Annotated in this window: 23 protein-coding genes; 15 read left to right on the top strand and 8 right to left on the bottom strand. The window is 61.9% G+C overall.

Annotated features, from left to right (window positions below):
- Positions 1 to 265 precede the first annotated feature (265 nt).
- From ACMGE0_RS17800 to ACMGE0_RS17770, 7 genes are all read right to left on the bottom strand, one after another.
- On the bottom strand, positions 266 to 595 hold the full coding sequence (locus ACMGE0_RS17800; protein WP_436817215.1) for a GNAT family N-acetyltransferase: 330 nt from the start codon (positions 593 to 595) through the stop codon (positions 266 to 268).
- Positions 596 to 598: 3 nt separating this feature from the next.
- Positions 599 to 1,102: a GNAT family N-acetyltransferase gene (locus ACMGE0_RS17795; RefSeq protein WP_436817205.1), complete on the bottom strand. Its 504-nt coding sequence runs from the start codon at positions 1,100 to 1,102 to the stop codon at positions 599 to 601.
- Positions 1,099 to 1,845, bottom strand: a complete 747-nt coding sequence (locus tag ACMGE0_RS17790) for an aspartate/glutamate racemase family protein (protein ID WP_436817204.1) — start codon at positions 1,843 to 1,845, stop codon at positions 1,099 to 1,101. The genes ACMGE0_RS17795 and ACMGE0_RS17790 overlap by 4 nt, the downstream gene beginning before the upstream one ends.
- A gap of 4 nt (positions 1,846 to 1,849) precedes the next feature.
- On the bottom strand, positions 1,850 to 2,668 hold the full coding sequence (locus ACMGE0_RS17785; RefSeq protein ID WP_436817203.1) for an ABC transporter permease: 819 nt from the start codon (positions 2,666 to 2,668) through the stop codon (positions 1,850 to 1,852).
- Between the two features lies 1 nt (position 2,669).
- Entirely contained in the window at positions 2,670 to 3,581 is a 912-nt protein-coding gene (locus tag ACMGE0_RS17780) for an ABC transporter permease (protein ID WP_436817202.1), read from the bottom strand.
- Between the two features lie 96 nt (positions 3,582 to 3,677).
- Complete coding sequence (locus ACMGE0_RS17775) at positions 3,678 to 4,967, bottom strand: ABC transporter substrate-binding protein (RefSeq protein ID WP_436817201.1); 1,290 nt, start codon at positions 4,965 to 4,967, stop codon at positions 3,678 to 3,680.
- 39 nt (positions 4,968 to 5,006) lie between these two features.
- The gene (locus tag ACMGE0_RS17770) at positions 5,007 to 6,098 is read right to left on the bottom strand and encodes an ABC transporter ATP-binding protein (RefSeq protein ID WP_436817200.1); all 1,092 of its coding nucleotides are present in this window, start codon (positions 6,096 to 6,098) and stop codon (positions 5,007 to 5,009) included.
- A gap of 239 nt (positions 6,099 to 6,337) precedes the next feature.
- On the opposite strand from ACMGE0_RS17770, the gene ACMGE0_RS17765 reads away from it, so the two are divergent.
- From ACMGE0_RS17765 to ACMGE0_RS17725, 9 genes are all read left to right on the top strand, one after another.
- Positions 6,338 to 7,051: a GntR family transcriptional regulator gene (locus ACMGE0_RS17765; RefSeq protein ID WP_436817199.1), complete on the top strand. Its 714-nt coding sequence runs from the start codon at positions 6,338 to 6,340 to the stop codon at positions 7,049 to 7,051.
- 90 nt (positions 7,052 to 7,141) lie between these two features.
- Positions 7,142 to 8,245 carry a LacI family DNA-binding transcriptional regulator gene (locus tag ACMGE0_RS17760; protein ID WP_436817198.1) on the top strand — a complete coding sequence of 368 codons (1,104 nt, stop codon included), beginning with the start codon at positions 7,142 to 7,144 and terminating at the stop codon, positions 8,243 to 8,245.
- Positions 8,246 to 8,302: 57 nt separating this feature from the next.
- Entirely contained in the window at positions 8,303 to 9,172 is an 870-nt protein-coding gene (locus ACMGE0_RS17755; protein ID WP_436817197.1) for a carbohydrate ABC transporter permease, read from the top strand.
- Entirely contained in the window at positions 9,162 to 9,995 is an 834-nt protein-coding gene (locus ACMGE0_RS17750) for a carbohydrate ABC transporter permease (RefSeq protein ID WP_436817196.1), read from the top strand. Before ACMGE0_RS17755 ends, ACMGE0_RS17750 begins: the two co-directional genes overlap by 11 nt.
- A gap of 27 nt (positions 9,996 to 10,022) precedes the next feature.
- Positions 10,023 to 11,318, top strand: a complete 1,296-nt coding sequence (locus ACMGE0_RS17745) for an ABC transporter substrate-binding protein (protein ID WP_436817195.1) — start codon at positions 10,023 to 10,025, stop codon at positions 11,316 to 11,318.
- Between the two features lie 95 nt (positions 11,319 to 11,413).
- Positions 11,414 to 12,847 (top strand): FAD-dependent oxidoreductase, encoded by a 1,434-nt coding sequence (locus ACMGE0_RS17740; protein WP_436817194.1) that lies wholly within the window; start codon positions 11,414 to 11,416, stop codon positions 12,845 to 12,847.
- A gap of 43 nt (positions 12,848 to 12,890) precedes the next feature.
- Positions 12,891 to 13,619, top strand: a complete 729-nt coding sequence (locus ACMGE0_RS17735) for an SDR family oxidoreductase (protein ID WP_436817193.1) — start codon at positions 12,891 to 12,893, stop codon at positions 13,617 to 13,619.
- 2 nt (positions 13,620 to 13,621) lie between these two features.
- Positions 13,622 to 15,226 carry an FGGY-family carbohydrate kinase gene (locus ACMGE0_RS17730; protein ID WP_436817192.1) on the top strand — a complete coding sequence of 535 codons (1,605 nt, stop codon included), beginning with the start codon at positions 13,622 to 13,624 and terminating at the stop codon, positions 15,224 to 15,226.
- 21 nt (positions 15,227 to 15,247) lie between these two features.
- A complete protein-coding gene (locus tag ACMGE0_RS17725) occupies positions 15,248 to 16,315 on the top strand; it encodes an ABC transporter ATP-binding protein (protein WP_436817191.1) in 1,068 nt (355 codons plus the stop codon).
- A 108-nt stretch (positions 16,316 to 16,423) separates the two neighbouring features.
- On the opposite strand, the gene ACMGE0_RS17720 is transcribed toward ACMGE0_RS17725, so the two are convergent.
- Complete coding sequence (locus ACMGE0_RS17720; RefSeq protein WP_436817190.1) at positions 16,424 to 17,158, bottom strand: IclR family transcriptional regulator; 735 nt, start codon at positions 17,156 to 17,158, stop codon at positions 16,424 to 16,426.
- A gap of 300 nt (positions 17,159 to 17,458) precedes the next feature.
- Here ACMGE0_RS17720 and ACMGE0_RS17715 point away from each other — a divergent pair, with 300 nt between their 5' ends.
- Genes ACMGE0_RS17715 through ACMGE0_RS17690 form a run of 6 tightly spaced genes read left to right on the top strand, consistent with a single transcriptional unit; the run spans position 17,459 to position 26,635 of the window.
- Positions 17,459 to 21,316, top strand: coding sequence for a hydantoinase B/oxoprolinase family protein (locus tag ACMGE0_RS17715; RefSeq protein ID WP_436817189.1), 3,858 nt, complete (start codon positions 17,459 to 17,461; stop codon positions 21,314 to 21,316).
- A gap of 54 nt (positions 21,317 to 21,370) precedes the next feature.
- Positions 21,371 to 22,927 (top strand): ABC transporter substrate-binding protein, encoded by a 1,557-nt coding sequence (locus ACMGE0_RS17710; RefSeq protein ID WP_436817188.1) that lies wholly within the window; start codon positions 21,371 to 21,373, stop codon positions 22,925 to 22,927.
- Between the two features lie 57 nt (positions 22,928 to 22,984).
- Positions 22,985 to 23,992: an ABC transporter permease gene (locus ACMGE0_RS17705; protein WP_436817187.1), complete on the top strand. Its 1,008-nt coding sequence runs from the start codon at positions 22,985 to 22,987 to the stop codon at positions 23,990 to 23,992.
- A complete protein-coding gene (locus ACMGE0_RS17700) occupies positions 23,989 to 24,897 on the top strand; it encodes an ABC transporter permease (protein ID WP_436817186.1) in 909 nt (302 codons plus the stop codon). Before ACMGE0_RS17705 ends, ACMGE0_RS17700 begins: the two co-directional genes overlap by 4 nt.
- Positions 24,898 to 24,908: 11 nt before the next feature.
- Positions 24,909 to 25,796, top strand: a complete 888-nt coding sequence (locus ACMGE0_RS17695; RefSeq protein WP_436817185.1) for an ABC transporter ATP-binding protein — start codon at positions 24,909 to 24,911, stop codon at positions 25,794 to 25,796.
- Positions 25,793 to 26,635, top strand: a complete 843-nt coding sequence (locus ACMGE0_RS17690; protein WP_436817184.1) for an ABC transporter ATP-binding protein — start codon at positions 25,793 to 25,795, stop codon at positions 26,633 to 26,635. Before ACMGE0_RS17695 ends, ACMGE0_RS17690 begins: the two co-directional genes overlap by 4 nt.
- The last annotated feature ends 10 nt before the right edge of the window (positions 26,636 to 26,645 follow it).

Raw genomic sequence — 26,645 nt, 5'->3', positions numbered from 1 at the left:
TTCCAACATGCTTACAGCGCGCAAATATTCCATGCCGGAAGCCTCAAAAAACTTGCCCAATCCTCCAGCTTCGAGCGGCGGCGGAGAACCCGGAACTATCGTGAGGCTACCTCCAAGATTCGGCTGCTGACGATAGATTCTTGATCAGGCATGAAGAGCTCTGGAGGCTTGTCAGGCCTCCGGAAAACCAACCGCCTTGCGCGAACGTAATGGTTCCGGGCCCGCCGAGATCGTTCGCGACATGTGAATCGAGCCTTTCCCAGGCTCAGCCAAGTTCGAGCGTCGTGACGCCGAAAATACCCTGTATTTGCACCGTGGGAGCCCTGCCGCGATACATGCGCGCCGTCGTGAAGCCCTTCGAGAAGCCGAGGCCGGAGAGATGGGCAGAAAACTCCGCCTGCGAGGCAGGGACGTCTATGTGGAGGGTCTCGCCGCCGGCAGCGGCCGGGCTGGCCCTTAGCAGTAGGACCGCAAGGTTAATGTCGTCAGCGAAGAGCGGGCCGACTTTATAGCCGTCGTGACATTGGCGACAGACGGCATAGCCGCTGAGCTTTCCGTCCTCGACGATCGCTTTGGCATATCTCGGCGGGTTCAGCCATTAGGCAAGAAATGCGTCCCGCTGCGACGGAAAGAACTTTCGATCGTAATCGACGACGACAGAGATAAGGTCCGGCGTGATATCGACGACGCGGTTCGTCGCACCGGCTGCGAAACTGCCGCTCCAGCGAAAGGTTTCGTAGACCGGCTCAAATCCCATGCTGCGATAGTTCGCCTGCTGTTCCGGTACCCCGTCGAGGCCTATGGTCCGGCCTTCCAGATGCGCCATTCCGGCATCCCACACCGTCTGTCCATAGCCTTTGCCTCGGAAATCCGGATGCGCGATATAAAGGCCGATGAAGCCGAAATCGGAACCGTAGCGGACGGCCGAGATGCCGGCGGCCATCGCGCCATTCACGAAGCAGCCTATGAACCCCTCCGGGTCGGCGGCATGAAAGGCCGAAGCATCCGCAAGGCCGGGGTTCCAGCCCTCGACCCGCGCCCAGTCCATCAGCGTTTCGACTTCACCGCGTGTCAAAGGGCGGACGAGAGGAAGTGCGGTCATAACGCGGTGAGCTTCCGGGGCTCGAAATCTTCGAGCATCCCTTTATAAGGTTTCGAAACAGGAGAAGCATAAGCACCGCGCTTGGCGGTGGAAAGTCCGAGGGTCACCAGCGCTTCCGCCTGCTTGACCGCTGCCGCAACGCCATCCACCACCGGCACGCCGAATTCGGCGCGAAGATCGGCGGTGAGGTCGGCCATGCCGGCGCAGCCGAGCACGATTGCTTCCGCCTTGTCGTCGCGCAGCGCTGTGGCGATCTCGTTGCGCAATCGGTCGCGGGCATTGGAATCCGGATCTGCGAGCGAGAGAACCGGAATATCGGCGGCGCGTACCTTGGCGTGAGCGGCCATGCCGTAACGGTGGACCAGATGCTCGATCGGCAGGCGTGAGCGTTCCATGGTCGTCACGATGGTGAAGCGCTGCGCGATGAAGGCGGTCGAAGCAAGTGCGGCTTCGCAGATGCCGATCACCGGGATATTTGCGAGCGCTCGCGCGGCGTCGAGGCCGGTATCGTCGAAGCAAGCGATGATCGCCGCATCCGCACCTGCCTTCTCCCCCTTGGCGATCTCCATCAGCAGGCCAGGCACGGCGAAGGCTTCGTCGTAGTAACCTTCGATCGAAGCGGGACCCATGGAGGATGTGACCGCCATGACTTCCGTGCCGGCATTGGCGACCCTCGCCGCGGAATCGGTGATCGTCGCTGTCATGCCGGCCGTCGTGTTGGGGTTCACAACAAGGATGCGCATCGCTTCAGGACCGCTGACGGCGCCGGTTGAGGCGGATGATGAGACCGAGCGTGCCGGCAATGATCATGAAAGAGAAGACAGTGGTCACCGTGCCCAGCGCATAAAGCACCGGGGTCGTGACATTGGTCGTCATGCCGTAGATCTCGAGCGGCAGGGTGTTGAACGTACCCGCCGTCATCAGCGTGCGTGCGAATTCGTCATAGGAAAGCGTGAAGCCGAACAGGCCGACGCCAACGAGACTCGGCGCGATCATCGGCAGCACGACATGCCGGAAGGTCTGCCAGGAGGTGGCGCCGAGATCGCGCGCGGCTTCCTCATAGACCGGCGAAAAGCGGTTGAAGACGGCGAACATGATCAGCACGCCGAAGGGCAGTGTCCAGGTGAGATGCGCGCCAAAGGCCGATGAATACCAGGAAGGTTGCAGGCCTATCTGCTGGAAGAGCACGCCGATGCCGAGCGAGATGATGATCGAGGGCACGACCAGGCTGGCGACGGCCAGATAGAAGAGGGCGGTCGAGCCGAAGAAGCGGCGGCGAAAAGCAAGGCCTGCGAGCAGCGAGACGACCACGGTGACGATCATCACCATCAGCCCCAGCACCAGCGAACGGCGGAAGGAGCCGCCGAAATCGCCGACCGCCTGGGTTTCGAAGAGGTTCGCGAACCAGCGCAGCGACACGCCGTTCAGCGGAAAGGTAAGCCCGCCGTTCGGTCCCTGGAAGGACAGGATCAGGATCGCGGAGAGCGGACCGTAGAGGAACAGCACGAAAACCGCGAAGAAGAGCGCCAGAATGTAGAACTCGCGGGAGCGTTTTTCGGGGTGCATCTCAGAGTTCCTTGCGGATGTCGACGATGCGCAGGATGCCCGCGACCATCAGGAGAACGAGGACCAGCAGCACGACGGCATTCGCCGCTGCGGCCGGATATTGCAAGAGCGACATCTGGTTCTTCATCATCAGCGCCACCGAGGCGCTCTGGCCGCCGGACATGACCTGCACGGTCGAAAAATCCGCCATGACCAGCGTGACCACGAAGATCGTGCCGATCGCCATGCCGGGTTTCGCCAGCGGAATGATGACGTTGGTGAGGATCTGCCAGCTTGACGCGCCTGCGTCGCGAGCGGCTTCGACCAGCGACTTGTCGATGCGCATGAGGGTGTTGAAGATCGGCGTCACCATGAACAGCGTGTAGAGGTGCACCATGGCGAGCACGACGGCGAAATCCGAATAGAGCAGCCATTCGACCGGTTCGGAAATGATGCCGGCATTCATCAGCGTCGAATTGACGAGACCGTTACGGCCGAGCACCGGAATCCAGGAGATCATCCGGATGATGTTGGAGGTCAGGAACGGCACGGTGCAGACGAGGAAGAGCACCATCTGCATGGCCGTGGTGCGGATGTGGAAGGCCAGGAAATAGGCAACCCAGAAGCCGACGAAAAGCGTGATCGCCCAGACGAGAAATGCGAATTTCAGCGTGTTGAGATAGGTTTTCCAGGTGACCCAGGATCCCAGCGTTTCCGTGTAGTTCATCGTCAGGAAATCCGGGTACATCTGAGCGAAGTCGTAATCCCAGAAACTGACCACGGCGATCATCAGGATCGGCACCAGCAGGAAGCCGCCGAGGATCAACGTCAGCGGCGCTGCCTGCAGGTAGGAAATCAGCGCCGGCGGCACGCGGAAGCTTCTCGCCCGCGCATCTTCGATCTTGTCCGTTTCCGAGGATGTCATCGTCGCCATTGTCCGGCTTCTCCGGTGGTTTTAACCCTCATCCGCCCTGCCGGGCCCTTCTTCTCCCCGTCGCGACGGGGAGAAGGTTAGGTGAGGGGCAATTGATCACGCCGCGATGAACTCGTTCCAGCGGCGGACCATGTAGCGGTCTTCGTCCATGACCGAGTTCCAGCAGGCGACCTTGCCCATGCGCTCTTCGAACGAACCGCCGTCGCGAACCGCACCTGCCTTTTCCATGATCTTGCCGTCCGGGGCGACGATATCGCCCTTGGCCGGCTTGCCTTCCACCCAGAAGCCCCATTCGTCTTCGCTCATGTGCTGCTTGGCGGTTTCCATGGCCGCCGAATAGTAGCCCTGGCGGTTGAGATAGGCGCCGACCCAGCCCGACGTGTACCAGTTGATATATTCATAGGCGGCATCGAGCTTCGCGCCGGAGAGATGTGCGGCCAGCCCAAGGCCGCCACCCCAGGAGCGATAGCCTTCCTTGAGCGGCTGGTATTTGCAGGCGATACCCTTGGAACGGACCGCGGCGACGGCCGGCGACCACATGGACTGGATGACGACTTCGCCGGAAGCCATGAGGTTGACGCTCTCGTCGAAGGATTTCCAGAAAGCGCGGAACTGGCCGTCCTGTTTGGCCTTGATCAGGAAATCAATCGTCTTGTCGATCTCTTCCCGGGTCATGTTGCCCTTGTCGGCATATTTGATGTTGCCCATGGCTTCCATGATCATCGCGGCGTCCATGATGCCGATCGACGGGATGTTCAGGATCGAGGTCTTGCCTTTGAATTTCGGGTCCATGATGTCGGCCCAGGTCGAAATCTCGCGGCCGACGAGGTCCGGGCGGATGCCGAGCGTATCGGCGTTGTAGATGGTCGGAACCATGGTGAACCACTGGGTCTCGCCCTTCGCGAAGGTCTTGACGCCGGGACCTTCGACGAAACCGACCGTATGCGGCGCGGTGCCCTGTGCGATGACGCTGTCCGGCTTCAGCTTGCCCGTTTTGAAGAGCGGCACGATCTTGTCGTAGTATTTGAGCTTCTTGGTATCCATCGGCTGGATGACGCCTGCCGGATAGACCTTCTTCAAGATCCAGTATTCGATGTCGGCAATATCGTAGGAGTTCGGCTGGGTGACGGCGCGCTGGGCGGCGGCGTCGGAATCGGTCGCCGTCATTTCGAGCGTGATGCCGAGATCGGCCTTGCACTTCTCGGCAATCGCATTGAGGTTCGAAACGCCGGTGCCGAACTGGCGCAGCGTGATCGGGTTCTGCGCCCAGATGGTCGGAAAACCGGTGATGGCGCCGGAACCGGCCGCAAGACCGGCCGCGGCGGACGCGGTTTTCAGCAGGTTGCGGCGTGAAATTCCCTTGGTCGTCTTTTTGGTCTCGGTCATTGCCTTGTTCTCCTCTGGTTTGAGATTTTGTGGCTGACGTCAATGCTTGAGGCGGCCAAGGACGGTGGCGTCCTCGCGGCCCCAGGACAGCGGGATCGCCTCTCCGACCTTGACCGGATTGGCGAAAAAGGCGGTGTCGCTGAGGATGGCGGTGAAATCCTCGATGCCGGCGCCGTTGACGCTCAGCTTCACCGAAGAGCCGCGATACTCGATGTTGGATACCGATCCGGTAAAGCCGAGACCCTTCTCCGGCGGCTCGCCAATGCACACGTGGTCGGTGCGTATGGCGATGTCAGCCGTATCGGTGAGGCCCGCCGCGTTGCCGCCGGTCGCGAGGAATTCACCGCCGGCCGGCACGGAGAGCCTCAATTCGTTGCCGTCACTTCCGGTGACGCGGCCCGAGATGACATTGTGATCGCCCATGAAGCGGGCGACGAAGGCGGTGGCCGGCTTCTCGAACACCATCCGCGGATGCGCCGCCTGCTCGATGCGGCCGTCGTTCATGACGACGATCAGGTCGGCAAGCGCCATCGCCTCTTCCTGGCTGTGCGTCACGTGCACGAAGGTGATGCCGAGCGATGTCTGCAGCTTCTTGAGTTCGGCGCGCATGCGAATCTTCAGGAACGGGTCGAGTGCCGAAAGCGGCTCGTCGAGGAGCAGCGCTTCCGGATCGGTGATGAGGGCGCGGGCAAGCGCCACACGCTGCTGCTGGCCTCCGGAAAGCTGGGCCGGGCGGCGTGTTGCATAGGCTTCGAGTTGCATGAGCCGCAGCATGTCCATCGCCTTGGCCCGGCGCTCGTCCTTTTCCACTCCCTTCATCTTCAGGCTGAAGGCGACGTTGTCGACAAGGTCGAGATGGGGGAAGAGCGCATAGGATTGGAACATCATCGCCGTGCCGCGCCTGGCGGGCGGCAGGTCGGTCACGACCGCGTTGCCCAGACGGATATCGCCGGAGGAAAGGCTCTCGTGGCCGGCGATCATCCTCAGCGTCGACGTCTTGCCACAACCCGAGGGGCCGAGCAGGCAACAATAGGTTCCGGCAGGAATTTTCAGGCTGATCGAGTGAACGGCAGTCGTCGTACCATAGATCTTGGAGACAGAGACAATGTCGATTTCGGCAGCTTTGCTCATCCGGCGCTCCCTTGCGTCGGATATTGCAATGCATCAGGCGTGCCAGTTCCGCTAAACCTCTAACGATACTGGCCTTTATTTCCATAGACGTCCCGCGGGCCCGCTGGAATGCGTAAAAATCGTGCGATCGTTTTCGATGATATGGGTAAATCGTATGCAATCCCTGGATTCGATCAAAGACAACTCTATTGGCTTTTTGTGATCACTCAGGGTACAAAGGTCCCGCAGCGGATCACACCATGAATATCAATGAAAAAATCATCTTTACCGAGACCGCATCCGAGGACCGCTCGCTGGCGATCCGGGAAGCGCTTCGCAACGCGATTGTCGATCGCCGCCTGGCGCCGGGAACGAAGCTCTCCGAAAGCGAGGTTGGCTCTCTTTTCGACGTGAGCCGCACGGTCGCACGATCTGCACTCCAGATGCTTGCCTTCGAAGGCCTGGTGAGAACCGAGCGCAATCGCGGCGCATTCGTTTCCAACCCCTCCCCGGAGGAGGCGAAACAGATCTTCGCTTCCCGCCGGTTGATCGAGCCAGGGATCGTCGCGGCGGCCATCGACCGCATCACCTCCACCGACATCGAACAGTTCCGCCGCCAGCTCGAGGAAGAAGAGCGCTACATGAACGAGCGAGGCCCCGCCGCGCGGCGCGCCGAGATCAAGGCGTCGGGCGATTTTCATCTCATGCTGGCCTCGGTCGCAGGCAACGTCATCCTGCAGAAATTCATGGACGAACTCGTCGCGCGCTCCTCACTGGTCATCGCGCTCTACGGCAGGTCCGGCGTGTCGAGCTGCGGGCATTCGGAACATTTCGCCATTCTCGAAGCTCTCGAAAAAGGGGAGGGCGGACGGGCGGCCGAACTGATGGTCCATCACATCGATCATATCGAGGCCGATCTCGACCTTCAGCCCAAGCAGGGCCTGGGTCTCAAAGATGCGCTCTCGCTGATCTAATCTTGTCGCGAATGCTGCATCAAGGTCCCTTGATTTTCCTGCCGAAGCTGTTAAACGTTTAACGGTAAAACGTTTAACAGCGGGGCAACGGTGAGCCGAAAGCGAGCCACATTGAAGGAAGTCGCGGAGAAAGCGGGTGTGTCCATCGCCACCGTCTCCAACGTCTTCAGCGGCCGAAAGCCGGTGAACGACGATCTGCGCATCAAGGTGGAGAAGGCCGCGAAGGAGCTGTCTTATCAGGTCGACCGCGCGGCCTCGCAGCTGAAGTCGGGCCGAGCCAGGGTTGTCGGTGTGCTCGTGCCGGATCTCGATGACACGTTCTTCACCTCGCTGATCTCCCGCATCGAGGTGATGGCGCTGAAAGACGGCTATGATGTCATCGTCGCGAGTTCCCGTGACGATAAGCAACTGGAGGAGTCGCGGCTGCAGACGCTGCTCGGCTGGCGGCCCTCGGGGATCATCGCCGTGCCGTGCTCGGATACGGTGCCGGCCATCCTTTCGCGTGAGGTGGGCCACCTGCCGATGGTTCTCGTCGACCGCGTCATGCCGAAATCGGCCGCTGCCGACACCGTGACGATCGACAATTTCGAGGCGGGCGAGATTGCCGCCCGCTATCTGGTCGAGATGGGGCATTCGGATATCATCCTTGCGGCCTCCCATCTCGATATCGCACCGATCCGGGAGCGCGTAAGGGGCGCGACCTTGGTCGTTGAACAGATGCTCGGTCGCACGCCCGCGGCGATCGGACTGGGCTCGAATGCCGAACGCGGTGCGGAACTTTTCACCCACTGGCTCGAACGTCATCCGTTGCCGTCGGCGGTTTTTGCGCTCACCAACGTTACGACGCTCGCGGTGCTGACGGCGCTCGCCCGACAGCGGATCGACATTCCGGACCAGGTCTCGGTCATCGGCTTCGACGATTACACCTGGATGAGCGCCCGCAAGACGGCGCTGACGGCCATCCGTCAACCGGTCGATGAGATTGCGCGCGTCGCGTGGGAGCGGCTGCAGAGGCGGATCGCCGGCGACGCTGCCGATCCTTATCCCAGCATTCTGAATACGAGCCTGCAGGTCCGGGATTCCACGCGCCGGCTCGTTCCATCTCCCGCCGAGGAGCTTCTCAAGGGAGTGGAAGAGCAGGGTGCCGACCCTGCAGCAGATGCGGTCAAGGACCGGCCGAACAGCATTCACTAGGCGCCGGACGAGAAAGCGCCAGCAAAAACACATCCGAATGGGAGGAGCATTTTGCGTTTGAACAAGATCACCGAAGCGGTGCCATTCCTCGCGCCGGTGCAGATACTGATCCTCAGTGTCATCGTCATACCGTCGCTTTACGTCGTATGGCTCAGCCTCCATGCCTCCAGCTTCGGCCAATCGGCGGCCTTCGTGGGGCTCGACAACTATATCAAGGTGCTGACCGACCCGGCCTTCATGCTGGCGCTCGGCAATACGGTCCTGATCGTTATTTTCGCCGTGCATCTGGAACTGGCGCTCGGGCTTGGGATGGCGCTGCTCTTCGCAAGCGGCCTGCCATGCCGCCGCATCCTGCTCGTCGCGGTGCTGGCTCCCTATGCGGTCAGCGAAGTCATCGCGGTTGCGATGTGGCGTTTCCTCTTCGATCCCGACGTCGGCCCCGTGACGGCCGTTCTGACCTCACTCGGCCTGCCGATGCTCGATTGGTCCTTCGAGCCGTCGCATGCGCTGATCATGATCGGTCTTCTGACGATCTGGCTGCATCTGCCTTTCACCTTCATCATCCTTTACGCGGCGCGTCTTGCAATCCCGAAGGATCTTTACGAAGCCGCCCGCATCGACGGCGCGACGCCGTTCGCCGCTTTCCGTCGCGTAACCATGCCGTTGCTTGGCCCCGCGATCGTGGTGGCGCTCCTCTTCCGCTATATCTTCGCCTTCCGGATCTTCTCCGAAGTCTGGCTGATGACCCAGGGAGGGCCGGCCCGCTCGACGGAAGTGGTCGCCGTCTATCTCTACCAGGAAGCCTTCAGCTTCAATGCGTTCGGCACCGCTGCCGCAACCGCGTGGATCATGGTGCTCGCGTCGCTGCTCTTGGCGACCGGTTATGTCTTCCTTCTTCGCAAACAGGTGGCCGGCAATGCGCACTGACAAGCTCGCCATCGGTTTCGGAAAAACGGTCGCCGTCGTGGTGATCCTCGCCTGGTCGCTGTTTCCGATCGCCTTCATCGTCATGTCCTCCTTCAAGCCGGGACAGGACATTTTCGCGGTGCCGCCGAAATTCGTCTTCTCGCCGACCTTCCAGCACTATATCGAACTCTGGAACGGCTGGGGCGTCTTCTTCGACGGGCTCTTGAACAGCACCATCATCACGGCAGGCGCGACGGTTCTTGCGATCACCACCAGCACGGCGGCCGGTTACGTCTATTCGCGCTACAGCAGCCGGATGCTCAATGCGAGCGTGATGTTCCTGATCGTCGTGCGTCTCATCCCGCCGATCGTCGTGACGCTGCCGCTCTTCCCGATCATCAACGCGATCGGTCTCAACGACACGCATATCGTGCTGATGGTGCTTTATGCGACCTTCTTCGTATCGCTCGGCACGGTGCTGATGCGCACCTTCATCGACCAGATTCCGCGCGAACTCGACGAGGCCGCGCAGATCGATGGGGCGGGGCGCCTGACGATCCTGAGAAGGGTCATCGTGCCGCTCGCCGCACCGGGCATCCTGGCGGTGGCCGTCTTCGTCGTCGTGTTCGCCTGGAACGAGTTCCTGTTCGCCTTCATCTTCACCGCGACCCGCGCCAAGACCGCGCCTTTGGTGATCTCCGAAATGATCGGATCGATCGACGGCGTCGATTGGGGCGTGCTGTTTGCCGCCTCGACCGTCCAGCTCATCCCGGTCCTGCTCTTCGTCATCTTCATGAACCGCTATCTCGTGGCCGGCCTGACCGCCGGCGCGACAAAGGGGTAGCCACACTGTCTGCAAGGGAGGAAAATTATGTCAGACAACGTATTGAACAACATCACGCGGCGCGGCTTTCTCGGAACCGCGATCGGCGGTGCGGCAATGTTGGCCGCCGGCCCGTCCTTTGCCGCCGGCAAGACGCTCAACGTCCTGAGCCACAAGGTGCACCAGACGGTGCTCGGCTCCGGCGACGGCGATCTGCTGAAGGATTGGAAGTCGTCAAATGATGCGGACATCGTCTGGACGACGTTCGATTCCAATCCGCTTCAAGACCGCCTTTTCCGCGAGGCAAGCCTCAACGCCACCGATTTCAACGTCGGCTACATTATCGACAACCGGCCGACCAAGCAGATTGCGGCCATGTTCGAGCCGCTCGACGATTACCTGAAGAAGGATGCGATCGAGGATTTCGACGACGTCGCTCCCGGCCTGGTTCAGGGCATGACGGTCGACGGCAAGCTGACCGGCATCCCCGTCCGCCATGCGACCCAGGGCCTCTTCTATAACGAAGCGCTTCTGGAAGAGCAGGGCATCAGCGCGCCGCCGACCACGCTGGAAGAACTCGTCGAGCAGGCCCAGAAGCTTACTTTCACCTCCAAGGCCGGCACGCCGGTCGCCGGCATGGTTCTGGCGAGCGATCTCGCGGTTTTCCCGGTCATGTTCGCGCGTGCCTTCGGCGGCGATTTCATCAGCGCCAAGTTCGAGCTGCTGCCCAATCCAGAGGCGATGGAAAAAGGCCTCAGCGTATTGGCCAAGATGTTCGAGGCGGGCAATCTGCCGCGCAGCTACGCGACCACCAAGAACGACGACCAGGTGACCTGGCTGCAACAGGGGCGTGCCGCCTTCACGGTTCTGCCGTTCGCGCGTTTCGCGCAATTGAACAACAAGGAGCAGAGCAAGTTCCCCGGCAAGATCAAGGCCATCGAGTTCCCCGTCTCGGCGGACTTGAAAGGCAAGGTGCCGATGTCCTCCATCGTCGAAGCCTGGGGCATGGTCATTCCGGCGAACTCCAAGGACAAGGATCTGTCCTGGAAGTTCATCAAGGAAGTATCCAGCAAGCGCGCAACCCTCGGCATGGCCAAGAACGGCAATGGTCCGGTGCGCGTCTCGACCTATGCGGATCAGTCCTTCGCCGCAAATAACCCGGTCGCCGCCGTCGAGGCCGCCGTGCTGAAGAATGCCCGCGGGGCCTTCCCGCCCTTCCCGGAAGCGGCGCGCGCTCAGTCGATCTTCCTTGAAGAGGTTCAGCTTGCTGTTCTCGGCCGCAAACCGGTGAAGGAGGCGGTCGCGTCCATCGCCACACGCGTGAAGCCCTTGATCCAGGCTTGATTTCCAAACGAGCCGTCCGCGCGGCAGACGCCCGGACGGAAATACGGCACGAACGATACGGGCCGTGATGGCCCTTCCACGAAAGAGACCAGACTATGCTGAACGCCACCACCCGATCGATCCAGGAACCTGCCCGGGCAACGCCCATCATGGCGGAATATGACGTGCTTGTCGTCGGAGGCGGCCCCGCCGGTCTGACCTCGGCGCTTGCGGCCGCCGAAGACGGGCTTCGTGTGGGCCTCGTCGAAAGCCGCAGCTTCGTCGGCGGCAACATGACCATCGGCCTGCCGGTGCTCGGCTTCCTCGGCCAAAAAGGCAATCAGATCATCGAGGGCCTGCCACAGAAGTTCATCGACCGGTTAAAGGTGCGCAATGCCGCGAGCGAGCATCGGCCATGCCCGCTGCACATGGGCATCACACTGGTGGAGCCGGAAGCGGTGAAGACGGTGGCGCTGGAAATGCTGACCGAGGCCGGCGTCGAGGTGCTGTTCTATACGTTCTGCGCGGGTGTAGTCATGGATGGCGACACGATCCGCGGCATCATCACCGAGAGCAAGAGCGGCCGCGGCGCCATCCTCGGCAAGGTCGTGATCGACTGCACCGGCGATGCGGACGTCGCCTATCGCGCCGGCGTACCTTGCGAGAAGGGCAATGAGCATGGTGGCATGCAGCCGCCGACGTTGATGTTCTGCCTTGCCGGCGTCGATACCGAGAAGCTGCGGCTGAGCATCGCCAACCAGCCGCCGCAGGCCCGCACCTATCTGACCGACTTCATCCCGGCGGAATATTTCGGCCAGAACAACCAGTTCATCATCGTGGGCCTGCGCGAACTGATCGCCAAGGCTCAAGACGAGATGGGGCTGAAGATCCCCAATGAGCGCACGATCATCATCACCGGGCTCAAAGCCGGCGAGGTGTGGATCAACATGACCCGCGTCAAAGGGGTCGACGGCACCGAGGCGGCGAGCCTGACGACGGGCGAGATCGAGGCGCGGGCGCAGATCGACGACATCGTCACCTACCTGATCAACTACGTTCCCGGTTTCGAGAACGCCTACTTCACCAAGACAGCACCGTTCCTCGGCATCCGCGAGACGCGCCGTATCATCGGCGAATACGTCATGACACGGGAGGACGTGCTCGGCTGCCGCCATTTCGACGACGCGATCGCGGTGGCAAGTTATCCAATCGATATCCACCGGCCGGCCGACGACGGCTGTACGCTGATCTGGTGCGGCGACTGCTACGACATTCCCTACCGATCGCTGATCCCGGCCAAGGTGAAGAATCTGATCGTCGCGGGCCGGGCGATCTCCACAACTCACGAGGCGATGGGCGCGATCCGCGTCATGGCGACCTGCATGGCGATGGGTGAGGCCGCAGGCCGTGCCGCCAAGATCTCCGTGCGTGGCAACCGCGCGCCTGCCGATATCGACGTGAAGGAGCTCCGCCGGCAGCTGATCGCCAAGGGCGCCTATCTGCGCACCAAGGACAGCGCCGAGCGCGCCCGGGAGCTGGAAGACGCCTGAGAGCGTCTCCCGACCTCACCGCATGAATTGAGCAAGGAATGACATGAGACAGGAACTCTCCGGAAAGGTCGCAGCTGTTACCGGCGCTGCCTCGGGTATCGGCCGGGAATGCGCCAGGTCCCTATTGCGTGAAGGTGTCGGCGTCGCGCTTGTCGACAGAGCGACGGATGCGCTTGAAGCACTGAGTGCCGAACTGGGGCCGAACGCTTTTCCGATCGCGGTCGATCTCACCGACGCCGCGAGCGTTTCCACGATGATGCCGCAGATCCTCGAGCGGTTCGGAAAGCTCGATATCTTCCATGCCAATGCCGGCGCCTATATCGGCGGCGAGGTCGTCGATGGCGATCCCGATGCCTGGGATCGCATGCTCAATCTGAACGTCAATGCGGCTTTCCGGTCCGTGCAGGCGGTCCTGCCTCACATGGTGGAGCGAAAGACCGGCGACATCATCATGACGAGCTCGATCGCCGGCCTCGTCCCGGTCGTCTGGGAGCCCATCTATACGGCGTCCAAACATGCCGTGCAGGCCTTCGTTCATACGCTACGGCGCCAGGTTGCCAAGCATGGCATCCGTGTCGGTGCGGTGGCGCCCGGCCCGGTCATCACCGCATTGATCAGCGATTGGCCGCAAGCGAAGCTCGATGAGGCAATCGCCGCCGGAGGTCTGATGGAGGCGACGGAAGTCGCCGAAGCGGTGATGTTCATGCTGTCCCGGCCGCGCAACATCACCATCCGCGATCTCGTCATCCTGCCTCTCAGCACGGATCTTTGACCATGAGTTCTTTCTTCGTTGGCATCGATGTGGGAACGGGCAGCGCCCGCGCCGGAATATTCGACCGCAATGGCGTCATGGTCTCGACGGCGAAGCGTGACATCGCGCTTTACCGGGAAGGCGCCGACATCGCCGAACAATCCAGCAACGATATCTGGCGGGCGGTTTGCGCCAGCGTCCGCGAGGCGCTGGATGCCGCCGGCCTTTCCGGCCAGGATATCGGCGGCATCGGCTTCGATGCCACCTGCTCGCTGGTCGTGTTGGGCCAGGGCGGGCGGCCCTTGCCTGTCGGAGCATCCGGCGACCCGGAGCGCAATATCATCGTCTGGATGGATCATCGCGCGCTTGACCAGACCCGACGGATCAACAAGACAGGCCATGCGGTGCTGAACTATGTAGGCGGCACGATCTCGCCGGAGATGGAAACGCCAAAGCTCCTGTGGCTCAAGGAGAACCTGCCTGATAGCTATAACGCGGCATGGCAGTTCTTCGATCTGGCCGATTTCCTCACCTGGCGGGCGACAGGGAGCCTTGCGCGCTCCGTCTGCACGGTCACCTGCAAATGGACCTATCTGGCGCATGAGAAGCGCTGGGACGAAACTTATTTCCGGGAGATCGGACTTGCCGATTTGGCGGATGACGGTTTTGTACGGATCGGCACAGAGATTGTCGAGGCCGGATCGGCACTGGCGAGCGGACTGACGCTTGAGGCGGCCGAAGAACTCGGGCTAAGGCCCGGCACGCCGGTCGCTAGCGGGCTGATCGACGCCCATGCAGGCGGCGTCGGATCGACGGGCGGAGCCGGCGGACAGGGCTCGGTCCTGACACGCATAGCCTATGTCTTCGGCACCTCCGCCTGCACGATGGCGAGCAGCAGCGAACCGCTCTTCGTGCCTGGTGTCTGGGGACCCTATTATTCGGCGATGGTCCCGGGGCTCTGGCTCAGCGAAGGTGGGCAATCGGCAGCGGGTGCCGCCATCGATCACCTGATCGCTTTTCATCCGGCAGCCTCAGACGCCCGGCACAAGGCTACGGCCGTGGGCATGTCTCTGCCCGAATGGCTGGCCGAAGAAGCGAAGAAAGCCGCTCCTTCCTTTTCGGGAGCTGCTCGGTTGGCCGGCTCCATCCATGTCGTACCGGATTTTCTCGGCAATCGCTCGCCCTTTGCCGATCCGGATGCTCGCGGCCTGATCGCGGGTCTTGGCCTGGAAAGCGACATAGAAAGTCTCGTCTCGCTGTATGTCGCCGGCATTCTCAGCCTCGGCTACGGTCTTCGCCAGATCATCGCCGCAAGCCGTGAGCGCGGTGCGACCATTGATGCGATCACCTTGAGCGGCGGGGCAGGACGGCACCCGCTCATTCGCCAACTTCTCGCAGACAGCACGGGTCTTCCGATACTGGTTTCCAGGGAAAGCGAGCCGGTTCTGCTCGGTTCGGCCATGCTCGGCGCCGTTGCCGGCAAGACCTATCCCAGCGTGGAAGCGGCCATGACCGCGATGTCCGCGATCACCGCGGAGTTCAAGCCGGCTGGCGGTGAGATTGCCGCGCTGCACGAGCGCCGCTTCGCGGCGTTCGAAGCGCTCCAGACGGCAGCGCGATCGCTCTGAGAAGAAAGAAGAGAGAGGAAGATGGCAGGTTTGCGTTTGACCGGGCTCAAGAAGAGCTTCGGATCAGTCGACATCATCAAAGGCGTCGATATCGATATCAAAGACGGCGAATTCGTCGTTTTCGTCGGCCCGTCGGGCTGCGGCAAGTCCACGCTTCTGAGGATGATCGCCGGTCTCGAGGAGATAACGGGAGGCGAGCTCCGTATCGGCGATAGGCTGGTCAACGAGGTGCAGCCGCGCGAGCGCGGCATCGCCATGGTCTTCCAGTCCTACGCGCTCTACCCCCATATGACGGTCTATGAAAACATGGGCTTCGGGCTTTCGCTCAACAAGACGCCGAAGGCGGAACTGGACGCAAGGGTGCGCGAGGCGGCGCGCATTCTGCAGATGGAGCACCTCCTTGAGCGCAAGCCGAGCCAGCTCTCCGGCGGCCAGCGCCAGCGCGTTGCGATCGGACGGGCGATCGTCCGCAAACCTGACGTCTTCCTGTTCGACGAGCCGCTTTCGAACCTCGATGCGGCGCTGCGCGTCGATATGCGCATGGAGCTTGCCAAGCTGCATCGCGATCTCGGTTCGACGATGATCTATGTGACCCACGACCAGGTCGAGGCGATGACGCTCGCCGATAAGATCGTCGTGCTCGAAGGCGGCACCGTGCGCCAGATCGGCGCGCCAATCGACCTCTACAAGAACCCGGCCAACAAATTCGTCGCCGGCTTCATCGGCTCGCCGAAGATGAACTTTCTGCCCGTGAAGGTCGAAGGTGCCGATGGCGATACGGTCCGGGTGGCTTCTGGATCGATTGCTCCCGTTGCTGTCAAAGGACGGGGGTTTTCGATCGGCGATAGCGTCTGGCTCGGTATCCGGCCGCAATATCTGACACCCGGCAAGGTGCAGGGCGGGCAAGGGTCCGTCGGCGGCAAGGTGACAATGGTCGAACGGCTCGGCACCGAGACGATCATTGGCTTTGAGACGCGTTCCGGTGAAAAGGTCATTGCCGCTCTTCCTCAGGATGCGGAGTTCGCGATCGACCATCAGATCGAATTTTCGTTCGATCCGGCCATGGCGCATGTCTATCCGTCGGATTGATCGAGGGCGTGCGATCTCGCCTCATGCCTGCCGTTGAGCTTGTGGCATGCGTCTCCCGACAAGAACCGGCGGCTGCTTCGTGAGGCTCGCCGGTTCATCTCATCAGGCTCAGGCATGTCGCATCAGGTTGGCCTTCATTTTCGCGAGCAGGCTGTTGATCTTGTCCTGCAGTTCGGGCGTTCCCATGACAGTCGGGTAGGAGATCGCCACGCCGATGACCTCGCCGGTTCCAGGATCGCGGAAAGCGATGCCTTCCGACGACACGCCGTCGTAAGAATCGTTCGTCGAATGAGAGCGCCCTGTCTCGTGGATGGTCCGGATGCGCGCCAGCAGTTCCTCGTGATTTTGCGGAGCCCTGGTCGTCACGAAGGGCAATTGATCCGGAACGCGCAATTTCCATTCCTCCTCGTTCAGCAGCGCCAGCATGGCGCGGCCGTTGGAGGTCGCGTGCGGCCAGGCGCGGTATCCCGGCGTTGACGTGATGGCAAGTGGGCTTGAGCCGCGCACCATGCGCAGTACGACAAGCTGATGCCCGTCGAACACCGTCACATAGGCCGTGTGGCCGCCGACGGCGCAGACCTCCTCCAGTTCGGTGCTCACCAGATCCAGGAAATTGTGGTTCGAACGGCAGATTTGGCCAAGCTCGAAGAGCCGGATGCCGGGTGTGTAGAGGCGCGTCACCGGATCGAAGTCGAGGATGCCGTTTTCCCGCAAGGTTTTCATCACGCGTGAGGCCGTGGCCTTCGGACAGCCGGTCCGACGTGCCAGTTCCGCCTGCGACAGCGAAGGCTCGGCCAGCGAGAAGCAACCGAGAATGGATATGGCGTCTTCAAGCGAGCTCATTCTTCATCCTATGCGCGAAATCGCTTTTGTATAGTTCCATTATTGGAACTCATTGTCAAATATGAAACTTGTTCTGGACTCCCTGAAAATTGCCGCCTATAAAGAGATCAAAATACTTCATGCTTAAAAAAGCGGCGGAACAGGGCAGATCGGCAGATCGATTCCTCTTGAGAGAGGCATTTCCCATTCGCACGCCGGGCGCACAGAACCCGAGATGAGTAGCCATGCATGCCGCCGGAAATGGTGGGCTGTATCGGGCCGTTGCGATCCATCGGCTTTTGCGTATTGGGGAACATGTGAATGCACCAGACTTCCAGGAATTTCCGCGCCGGCGTCGATATCGGGGGCACCTTTACCGATTTCATCCTGTTCGATGAGCAGGCAGCAGCCATCCGGCTGCACAAGTGCCTGACAACGCCGAAGGATCCGTCGCAGGGCGCGTTGGGCGGCCTTGCCGATCTGATGAAGGCCGGGGAAATCTCGGTCGCCGACCTTTCGGAGATCGTCCATGGCACGACGCTCGTCACCAATGCCGTCATCGAACGCAAGGGTGCATCGGTCGGCCTCATCACCACCGAAGGGTTCCGCGACGTCCTGGAGATCGGCACCGAGCAGCGCTACGACATCTACGATCTTTTCCTGACTTTCCCGGATCCGCTGGTCAGCCGCTCGCGCCGCATCGAGATTTGCGAGCGCATCGGCGCCGATGGCGGCGTCATCAAGCCGCTCGACGAAGTTTCGGTCCTGCGCGCCGTCAAGAAACTGGCGGCGGACCGGGTCGAGGCGATTGCCGTCTGCCTGATGCATTCCTACCGCAACCCTTCGCATGAGAAGCGGGTGCGCGAGATCATCAGGCAGCACTATCCGGATATTTCCGTTTCCATTTCTTCGGAGGTCGTGGCCGAGATTTCCGAATACCAGCGTTTCGTCACCACCTGCGCCAACGCCTACGTGCAGCCGCTGATGGACCGTTATCTGCGCCGCTTCGAGAAGGAGCTTGCCGCCCGCGGCTTCAAGGGCGCTTTCCGGCTGATGCATTCGGCCGGCGGTCTGGTTTCGGTCGACGAGGCTCGCGAATTCCCGATCCGCCTTTTGGAATCCGGCCCGGCCGGCGGTGCGCTTGCGACCGCCTGGTTCGGCAAGGCCGCCGGTCAGGAAAACGTCATTGCCTTCGACATGGGCGGCACGACGGCCAAGGCCTGCATGATCGAAAACGGCATGGCCCATATTGCTTCCTATCTCGAAGCCGGCCGCATGCGGCGCTTCAAGAATGGCTCCGGCCTGCCAATCAAGGCACCGGTTGTGGACATGATTGAGATCGGCGCGGGCGGTGGCTCGATCGCCGCGATCGACGAGGTCGGCCTCCTGCAGGTCGGGCCGCATTCGGCGGGCGCTTCTCCGGGGCCTGCCTGCTACGGCGCCGGCGGCACCAAGCCGACCGTCACGGATGCCAGCGTTGCACTCGGCTATTACGACCCGGCCTTCTTCCTCGGCGGCCGCATGACGCTCGATCTCGACGCCGCCGAGAAGGCTTTGAAGACGATCGCAGAACCGCTTGGCATCTCGACCGTCGAGGCCGCCTGGGGCATTCATCAGGTGGTTGGCGAAAACATGGCAAGCGCCACCCGCATCCATCTCGTCGAAAAGGGCAAGGATCCGCGCGGCTATTCGATGATCGGTTTCGGCGGCGCGGGGCCGGCCTTTGCTGCCCGCGTTGCCCGCATTCTCGGCGTGTCCGAGGTCATCATTCCGCAGGCGAGCGGCGCTGCATCCGCATTCGGCTTCCTGACGGCGCCGCTTTCCTTCGATCTCGTTCGCTCGCGGCCGATGGAGCTCTCGCCGGATTTCGATGCGGCCTCCCTTAACGCCGCCTTCGGTGAACTTGCCGAAGAAGGCAAGTCGAAGCTGCTTTCCGCCGGTGCAAAGGCTGAAGACATCATCATCGAACGCACTGCGGACATGCGGCTTGTCGGCCAGCTCCATGAGATCAATGTGCCGGTCCCGGCCGGCGAACTCGGCGCCGGCGCTTACGGCGCGATCCGCAAGGCCTTCGAAGACGTCTATGCGGCCCGCTACACCCGCGTGCCGGCGGAAGCCGAGCTCGAAATCCTTTCTTTCCGCGTTCGCGTGAGCGGTGCGACACCCGAGCTCTCGATCCGCCAGGCCGATATCGCGGCCTCTAGCGACGGCGCGCTCAAGGGCTACCGCAAGTGCTATTTCGGCGAAGGTTTCGTCGATGCGGGCATCTACGACCGCTACAAGCTGACATTGGGCATGACGGTTCAGGGGCCTGCGATCATCGAGGAGCGTGAGTCGACGACGATCGTTCCGCCCGGCGACGTGCTGACGGTCGATGCCGCCGGCAACCTGCGCATCAAGATCGCGACCATCGGCAAGGGGCTGGCTCTCGTGACGCCTCAGATGACGAAGCTGGAAGCGATCGAAAAGATCGAATCCGATCCAATTGCGCTTGAGATCATGTGGAGCCGCCTGGTCACCGTCGCGGAAGAGATGTGGCACACGGTCTGCCGGACAGCCTATTCGCTGATCATCTCGGAATCCCAGGATTTCGGCTGCTCGATCCTCGATGCGACCGGTGAAACGCTGGCGCATTCGGCCCGCGTCATGCCGGTCTTCAATCTGACGCTGCCGATGGTCGTGAAGGCCGCGCTGCAGCGCTATCCGGTCGAAACCCTCGAGCCGGGCGATGTGCTGGTCTGCAACGACCCGTGGTTGTGCGCCGGCCATCTGTTCGACATTGCGGTCATGACGCCGGTCTTCAACAACGGCAAGGTCGTGGCCGTCATGGGTACGGTCGGACATGTCGGCGATATCGGCGGCACGCGCAATGGCATGAAGGCGACGGAAGTTTACGAAGAAGGCCTGCAGATTCCGCCGATGAAGCTCATCAAGGCGGGCGTCGAAAACGAAGATCTCTTCCGGCTGATGGCAGAAAACATCCGCGACTCCCATCAGGTTCTGGGCGATGTCCGCTCGCTGGTCGCCGCCAACGATACCGGTGCACGCCGCCTCGTGTCCTTCATGGAGGAATACGGCCTTTCGGATCTGCAGGCGCTGGCCGAAGTCGTGCAGTCCCGTTCCGAAAGGGCGATGCGCGATGCGATCCGGGCGCTGCCGAACGGTGTCCACACTTCGACCATCTCCTACAATCCGCTCGGCACGCATATGACCGTGCCGGTCAAGGTGACGATCAGGGACGACGAGATCGAGCTCGATTTCGAAGGCGCGCCGCCGGAAGTGCCGCTCGGCGGCATCAACTGCACGCTGAGCTACACGACTGCCCATTCCACCTATCCGCTGAAGTGCATGCTGACACCTTCGGTCCGCGGCAATGCCGGCTGCTATCGACCGCTGACGGTCAAGGCCCCCAAGGGCTCGGTGATGAACTGCAACAAGCCGGCGCCGGTCAGCCTGCGCACCCGGACCGGCTGGTACACGTCGCCGAACATCTTCCGCGCTCTTTCGGGGGCCGCGCCCCAAAAGGTCATCGCCCATACCGGCCTGCCGAGCCTCTTGACGGTCTACGGCAAGACGCCGGACGGCAAGGTCTACTACGACCACCTGCTTTCCGGCGGCGGACAGGGCGGCAGCTCCGCCAAGGATGGGAAGTCTTCGGTTTTGTGGCCGACCTCGGCGGCAACCTCGTCGATCGAGCTTCTCGAAAGCCGTTCGCCGGTGGTCGTCCTCGAAAAGGGCTTCGTACAGGATTCCGGTGGGGCCGGCGAGTTCCGCGGCGGTCTCGGCGCGCGCATCCGGCTTGCGAAGCGCTATGACGACGGCACGTCGGTGACGGTCTTCGTCTCTCCGGAAGGTGTGAATGCTCCGATCGACGGCCTGTTCGGCGGGCAGCACGGCCTGCTCTCCCACGGCTATGTCCGCGATGAGGACGGCAATGTGATCGAGGACGTCGGCACCGGCGGTCTTTTCGTCGTCGACCGCACCGATCGGGTGGTCGAGCTGCAGCTTGGCGGCGGTGCCGGTTTCGGTGATCCGGCCAACCGCTCCGTCGAGCTGATCGAGGAGGACGTAAGGGAAGACTACGTCAGCGCCGAAACCGCCGAGAGGGTCTATCGCTTGAGCGAACGCAAGAAGGAACTGGCAGCCTCCGCACGCCTTTCGCCGGCCGCGAGCCGGTAAGATCGGCTCTCTTCATCAACAACGGGCAATGCAGACATAAAAAGGGGAATGGACATGCTCAAACTGAATAAACGTCAATTTCTGATCGGTGCTGCAGGGGTCACGGCTGCCGCAACGCTTCCCTGGATCGCCAATGCGGCGGGCAAGAAGATCATGGTGCTGGCGAGCACCGTCGATATTCCGAATTTCGACCCGCATGTGGCGACCGGTTATGCGCCGCAATGGCTCTTCCGCAACACCTATGATCCGCTGGTGCGGGTGGTGAACAATCCGCCGGTGCCGGCACCGGGCCTCGCCAAGAGTTGGAACCAGTCGGAAGACGGCCTCGTCTACACCTTCGAGCTCGACGGCAACGCCAAGTTCCAGGACGGCACGCCGGTGACCGCAAAGGACGTCGAATATTCCTTCGCGCGCCTGCTGCGCCTCGCCAAGGGTCCGGCCTGGATGGTGTCCGGCGTCCTCGACCAGAACAGCGTCAAGGCAACCGGCGAAATGACCGTGACGATGACGTTGAAAAAGCCCTTCGCGCCGCTTCTTTCCGTCCTGCCGTGGATGTTCGTCGTCAATTCGAAACTGGTCGAGGCCAATAAAGGCACGGATGACGGCCAGGCCTATCTGCTCGCCAACATGGCGGGTTCCGGTGCCTTCAAACTGGGCCGCGTCAAGCCGGGCGATCTCTACGAGCTCGTCCGCGTCGAGGACGACTGGCATAAGGGCGGCAATCTCGATGGCGCGATCTGGAAGATTGTCCGCGAAGCTTCGACCGCCCGCCTGATGCTTCAGCGGGGCGAGGTGCATTTTGCGCTCGACATGTTCGCGGAAGACATGGACGCCATCAAGGACATGCCGCATGTCGTCCGTATCATGGAGCCCGACTACCGCACGTTCACGATCAAGATGAACACCGCCAAGGGGCCGCTTGCCGACAAGAACCTCCGCAAGGCGGTCTCCTACGCGTTCAACTACAAGGGCATGCTCGATGCCGCCGGCCCGGCTCAGCTGATGAAGGGCCCGCTGCCGACCGGCATCTTCGGCTTCGATCCGGACCTCAAGGGCTACGAGCAGGACATGGCGAAGGCGAAGGACTATCTCGCCAAGTCGCAGTACAAGGACGGCGGCATCACGCTCTCCATGCATCACGCCTCCGGCTACGAGAACCAGCGCCGCTGGTGCCTCATCATGCTGGAGTCTCTGAAGGCGTTGAACATCGACCTCGATATCCGTGCCATGACCTGGCCGGATACGGTTGCGATGGCCCGTTCGCCCGACACGATGGTCGACTTCTACTCGATCTTCCAGTCGCCGAACTACGCCGACCCGGACAATACCGCGTTTGCCGCCTACCATTCCTCGCGCAACGGCCAATGGCAGAACCCGGTCTACAAGAACCCGGAAGTAGACAAGCTGATCGAAGACGCCCGGGCCGAAATCGACACGGCAAAGCGTGCCGAGCTCTACAAGAAATTCCAGGCCGTCGTTGTCGAGGATGCGCCGGATATCTTCGGCATTCTCGAACTGCGCAAGTTCGCGATGCGCGACAACGTGAAGGACTATGTGTTCAGTCCCGTGGCCGCCAACACGATGGAAATCTGGCCCCTGTCGATCGCCTGAGGCATTCCTCTCCGGCGGGCTGCTTCTTCAGGCATCCGCCGGCACCGGAGCTCGCGAATGTTGCTATATATTTTGCGCAGGCTCGTCCTGCTCGTGCCGATGCTGTTCGGACTGACCCTGCTTCTGTTCATCGTGGCGCGCATCCTGCCCGGTGACCCGGTCGGCCTTGCCGCCGGACCGAACGCGACACCGGAGCTGATCGCTCAAATGAGGCAGGAATTCGGTCTCGACCAACCCCTGCCGGTGCAATATTGGGACTATCTCACCGGTCTCGTTTCCGGCGACTGGGGCATGTCCGTCTTCACCCGCCGTCCGGTCTTTGCGGATATTCTGGAATATCTTCCGGCGACCCTGGAGCTGGTCTTCGCCGCGCTTTTCATTGCGGTGGTCGTCGGCATCCCGCTCGGCCTCCTGACCGCCGTCTACAAAAACGGGGCGCTCGACTATGCGACCCGCACGGTGGCGCTCGGCGGCATCGCCATGCCGCGCTTCTTCCTCGGCCTTCTCCTGCAGATGGCCTTTGCCGCCTGGCTGGATATCCTGCCGCTGTCCGGCCGCTATCCGCTGATCGAGAGCCCGCCGGAGCATGTGACGGGTCTCTATACGATCGACGCCCTGATCGCCGGCGACCGGGATGCCTTTCAGATCGCGCTGTCGCACCTGGCATTGCCGGCGATCGCCATGGCGCTCTCGCCGCTTGCGACCATCATGCGGATGATGCGCGCTTCGACGATCGAGGTACTGCAGCAGGATTACGTGATGACGGAGCGGGCGCTCGGCCTCTCCAACCGGCTGATCCTCTTCAAATACGTGCTGAAGAACGCCATGACCTCGACGCTGACGGTGATCGGGCTCTACGTCTCCTGGCTGCTCGGCGGCACGGTTCTGGTCGAAACGGTGTTCGACTGGCCTGGTCTCGGCCTTTACGCCACGCAGGCGATCCTGACCCAGGATTTCATGCCGGTGATCGGCGTTACCCTCGTCATCGCCATCATCTATCTTCTCACCATGCTCGTCGTCGACCTTCTTTACGGCGTCTTCAATCCGAAGGTACGCTACGCATGACCCAGTCCCAGCCCTTGGCTCCCGTCGCCATTCCGAAACGCGCCCGGTCCGCAAGGATCGAGAACTGGAGCCGCGCCTTCTACCGGTTTCGCCAGAGCTGGCTCTCGGTCATCGGACTTGCGATCGTCATCCTGCTGATCGTGCTCGCCATCCTCGCGCCCTGGATCGTGCCGCATCCGGAGCATGTCGTCGGCGGCACCAATACCGCGGCGCGCTTCCAGCCGCCATCCGCGACCGCATGGTTCGGCACCAATGCGCTCGGACAGGACATGTTCTCGCTCGTGCTGGTCGGTTCGCAGGTCTCGCTCTTTTCGGGCCTTGCGGTTGTTTTCATCGCCATCGTGGTCGGTACGGTCGTTGGCGCGATCGCCGGCTATTTCGGCGGCTGGATCGACGAGATCCTGATGCGCATCACCGATTTGCTGCTTACGATCCCAAGCCTGATCCTCGCCATGGCGGTCGCGGCAGCGCTCGGAACCGGTGTCTTCAACATGATCATCGCCATCTCGATCACCTGGTGGCCGGCCTATGCGCGGTTGGTACGCGGCGAGGTGATCGTCAAAAAGGAGGAGCAGTTTGTCGTGGCTGCCCATGCGCTCGGCGCCGGCTGGGCGCGTATTCTCGGCAAGCACATCCTGCCCAACATCGTCTCGCCGATCGTCATCAAGGCCTCGCTCGACATGGGTTTTGCGATTCTCACCGTTGCCTCGCTCGGCTTCGTCGGCATCGGCGTCAAGCCGCCGACGCCGGAATGGGGGACGCTCCTTTCCGGCGCCCGCAGCTACATGCCGGACTACTGGTGGACGGCGGTCGCTCCTGGCATCGCCATCTTCCTGGCCGTGCTGGCCTTCAACCTGCTGGGCGACGGGTTGCGCGATGTCCTCGACCCCAAGGCCCGACGATAGGGGAGAGTAAGATGACGCTTCTCGACATCAGGAACCTCAACCTCGCGATGAGGAGCTATGAGGGGGAGACGCAGATTCTCCACGGCATCGATCTCAAGATCGAGCGCGGCGAGATATGGGGCATGGTCGGCGAAACGGGCAGCGGCAAGTCGCTGACGGGCCTGTCCGTCTCGCGGCTCATTGCGTCGCCGCCGGGGCGCTATCTCGCCGGTTCGATCGAGTTCCAGGGCAAGGATATGCTGAAGGCGACCGACAGGGAGATGCGGGCGCTGCGCGGCCGTCATATCGGCATGATCTTCCAGGATCCGACGACCAATCTCAATCCGGCCTTCCGGATCGGCACCCAGCTCGTCGATGTGGCGCTCCATGCCGGCCATGCGGACCCGTCCGTGCTTGGGCTTTCCGCCGGCGCTTCGCGTGGTGATCTCAAGAAGGCCGCGCGTCGCGTCGCGGTGGAAATGCTTGAGAAGGTCGGCATCCCGAAGCCAGCCGAGCGCATTCATGACTATCCGCATCAGTTTTCCGGCGGCATGCGCCAGCGCGTGCTCATCGCCATGGCGATGATCGGCAAGCCGGACCTGCTGATTGCCGACGAGCCGACGACGGCGCTCGATGTCTCCGTGCAGGCGCAAATCCTCCGGCTGATCCATGATCTCGTCGCCGAGCGGAACATCGGCGTGCTGCTGATCACCCATAATCTCGGCGTCGTGGCTCAGATATGCAGTCATGTCGCCGTCATGTATCGCGGCCGCATTCTGGAATCCGGTCCCGTCGGCGATGTGCTGAAACGGCCGGGCCACAGCTATACCCAAGCGCTCTTGAACTCGGTGCCGACCGCCCATACCAAGCGCGGCGAGCTCAAGGGCTTGAGCGGCGTGATGCCGGAGATATCCGCATGAGCCTCGACATCCGGAACGTCACCAAGATTTTTCCAGGTCCGCGCCAGGGCTTCTTCGGTCGGGGGGACGGCTTCACGGCGCTCGATGACGTCAGCCTGTCGATCAGGAAAGGAGCGAGCTTCGGCCTTGTCGGCGAATCCGGTTCCGGCAAGACGACGCTGACGCGCTGCATCCTGCGGCTCGAAAGCCTGTCGGCGGGCAACATTCTTTTCGACGGCGCGGATATCCACAAGCTGACGCCGCTCGAGATGCGGCGGCTCAGGTCACGCCTGCAGATCGTCTTCCAGGACCCCTATGCCTCGCTCGATCCGCGCATGACGATCCATGACATCGTTGCCGAACCGCTGCTGATTCACGGCGATGTGGTGAACCTCAATGCCCGCCAGCGCACCGAACGTGTACTGGAACTGCTGCTTCAGGTTGGTTTGAGGTCGGAACACCTGTTCCGCTATCCGCACGAATTCTCCGGCGGCCAGCGCCAGCGCATCGGCATTGCCCGGGCGCTTGCCGTTCGGCCGGAATTCCTGATCCTCGACGAACCGACTTCAGCGCTCGATGTCTCCGTGCAGGCGGACGTGCTGAACCTCCTTCACGGACTGCAGATGGAGCTAGGCCTCACCTATTTCTTCATCAGCCACGATCTCGGCGTGATCCGTTATATCTGCGACGACGTAGCCGTCATCTACCGCGGCAAGCTTGTCGAACAGGGACCGGTGGCGGAGATATTCGACCATCCGAAGAGCGATTATACGCGCATGCTTCTGGACGCGATGCCGGACCCCGATCCGGACCGCTCGCCTTTCCGCAACCAGGCAATCGCCTGCTCCCCGGAGCGATGATCCAGCTCGG

It is taken from the genome of Neorhizobium descurainiae, assembly GCF_051400715.1.
GTDB lineage: Bacteria > Pseudomonadota > Alphaproteobacteria > Rhizobiales > Rhizobiaceae > Neorhizobium.
The sequence above is the reverse complement of the archived record's forward strand: the minus strand, read 5'-3'. Positions and strand labels throughout refer to the sequence as shown.

Coding starts and splice junctions, on each gene's coding strand:
- ACMGE0_RS17700 (WP_436817186.1), top strand. CDS start 23,989: ATGACCCAGTCCCAGCCCTTGGCTCCCGTCGCCATTCCGAAACGCGCC.
- ACMGE0_RS17735 (WP_436817193.1), top strand. CDS start 12,891: ATGAGACAGGAACTCTCCGGAAAGGTCGCAGCTGTTACCGGCGCTGCC.
- ACMGE0_RS17775 (WP_436817201.1), bottom strand. CDS start 4,967: ATGACCGAGACCAAAAAGACGACCAAGGGAATTTCACGCCGCAACCTG.
- ACMGE0_RS17710 (WP_436817188.1), top strand. CDS start 21,371: ATGCTCAAACTGAATAAACGTCAATTTCTGATCGGTGCTGCAGGGGTC.
- ACMGE0_RS17705 (WP_436817187.1), top strand. CDS start 22,985: ATGTTGCTATATATTTTGCGCAGGCTCGTCCTGCTCGTGCCGATGCTG.
- ACMGE0_RS17730 (WP_436817192.1), top strand. CDS start 13,622: ATGAGTTCTTTCTTCGTTGGCATCGATGTGGGAACGGGCAGCGCCCGC.
- ACMGE0_RS17690 (WP_436817184.1), top strand. CDS start 25,793: ATGAGCCTCGACATCCGGAACGTCACCAAGATTTTTCCAGGTCCGCGC.
- ACMGE0_RS17770 (WP_436817200.1), bottom strand. CDS start 6,098: ATGAGCAAAGCTGCCGAAATCGACATTGTCTCTGTCTCCAAGATCTAT.
- ACMGE0_RS17725 (WP_436817191.1), top strand. CDS start 15,248: ATGGCAGGTTTGCGTTTGACCGGGCTCAAGAAGAGCTTCGGATCAGTC.
- ACMGE0_RS17715 (WP_436817189.1), top strand. CDS start 17,459: ATGCACCAGACTTCCAGGAATTTCCGCGCCGGCGTCGATATCGGGGGC.
- ACMGE0_RS17785 (WP_436817203.1), bottom strand. CDS start 2,668: ATGCACCCCGAAAAACGCTCCCGCGAGTTCTACATTCTGGCGCTCTTC.
- ACMGE0_RS17740 (WP_436817194.1), top strand. CDS start 11,414: ATGCTGAACGCCACCACCCGATCGATCCAGGAACCTGCCCGGGCAACG.
- ACMGE0_RS17780 (WP_436817202.1), bottom strand. CDS start 3,581: ATGGCGACGATGACATCCTCGGAAACGGACAAGATCGAAGATGCGCGG.
- ACMGE0_RS17750 (WP_436817196.1), top strand. CDS start 9,162: ATGCGCACTGACAAGCTCGCCATCGGTTTCGGAAAAACGGTCGCCGTC.
- ACMGE0_RS17745 (WP_436817195.1), top strand. CDS start 10,023: ATGTCAGACAACGTATTGAACAACATCACGCGGCGCGGCTTTCTCGGA.
- ACMGE0_RS17765 (WP_436817199.1), top strand. CDS start 6,338: ATGAATATCAATGAAAAAATCATCTTTACCGAGACCGCATCCGAGGAC.
- ACMGE0_RS17795 (WP_436817205.1), bottom strand. CDS start 1,102: ATGACCGCACTTCCTCTCGTCCGCCCTTTGACACGCGGTGAAGTCGAA.
- ACMGE0_RS17720 (WP_436817190.1), bottom strand. CDS start 17,158: ATGAGCTCGCTTGAAGACGCCATATCCATTCTCGGTTGCTTCTCGCTG.
- ACMGE0_RS17695 (WP_436817185.1), top strand. CDS start 24,909: ATGACGCTTCTCGACATCAGGAACCTCAACCTCGCGATGAGGAGCTAT.
- ACMGE0_RS17790 (WP_436817204.1), bottom strand. CDS start 1,845: ATGCGCATCCTTGTTGTGAACCCCAACACGACGGCCGGCATGACAGCG.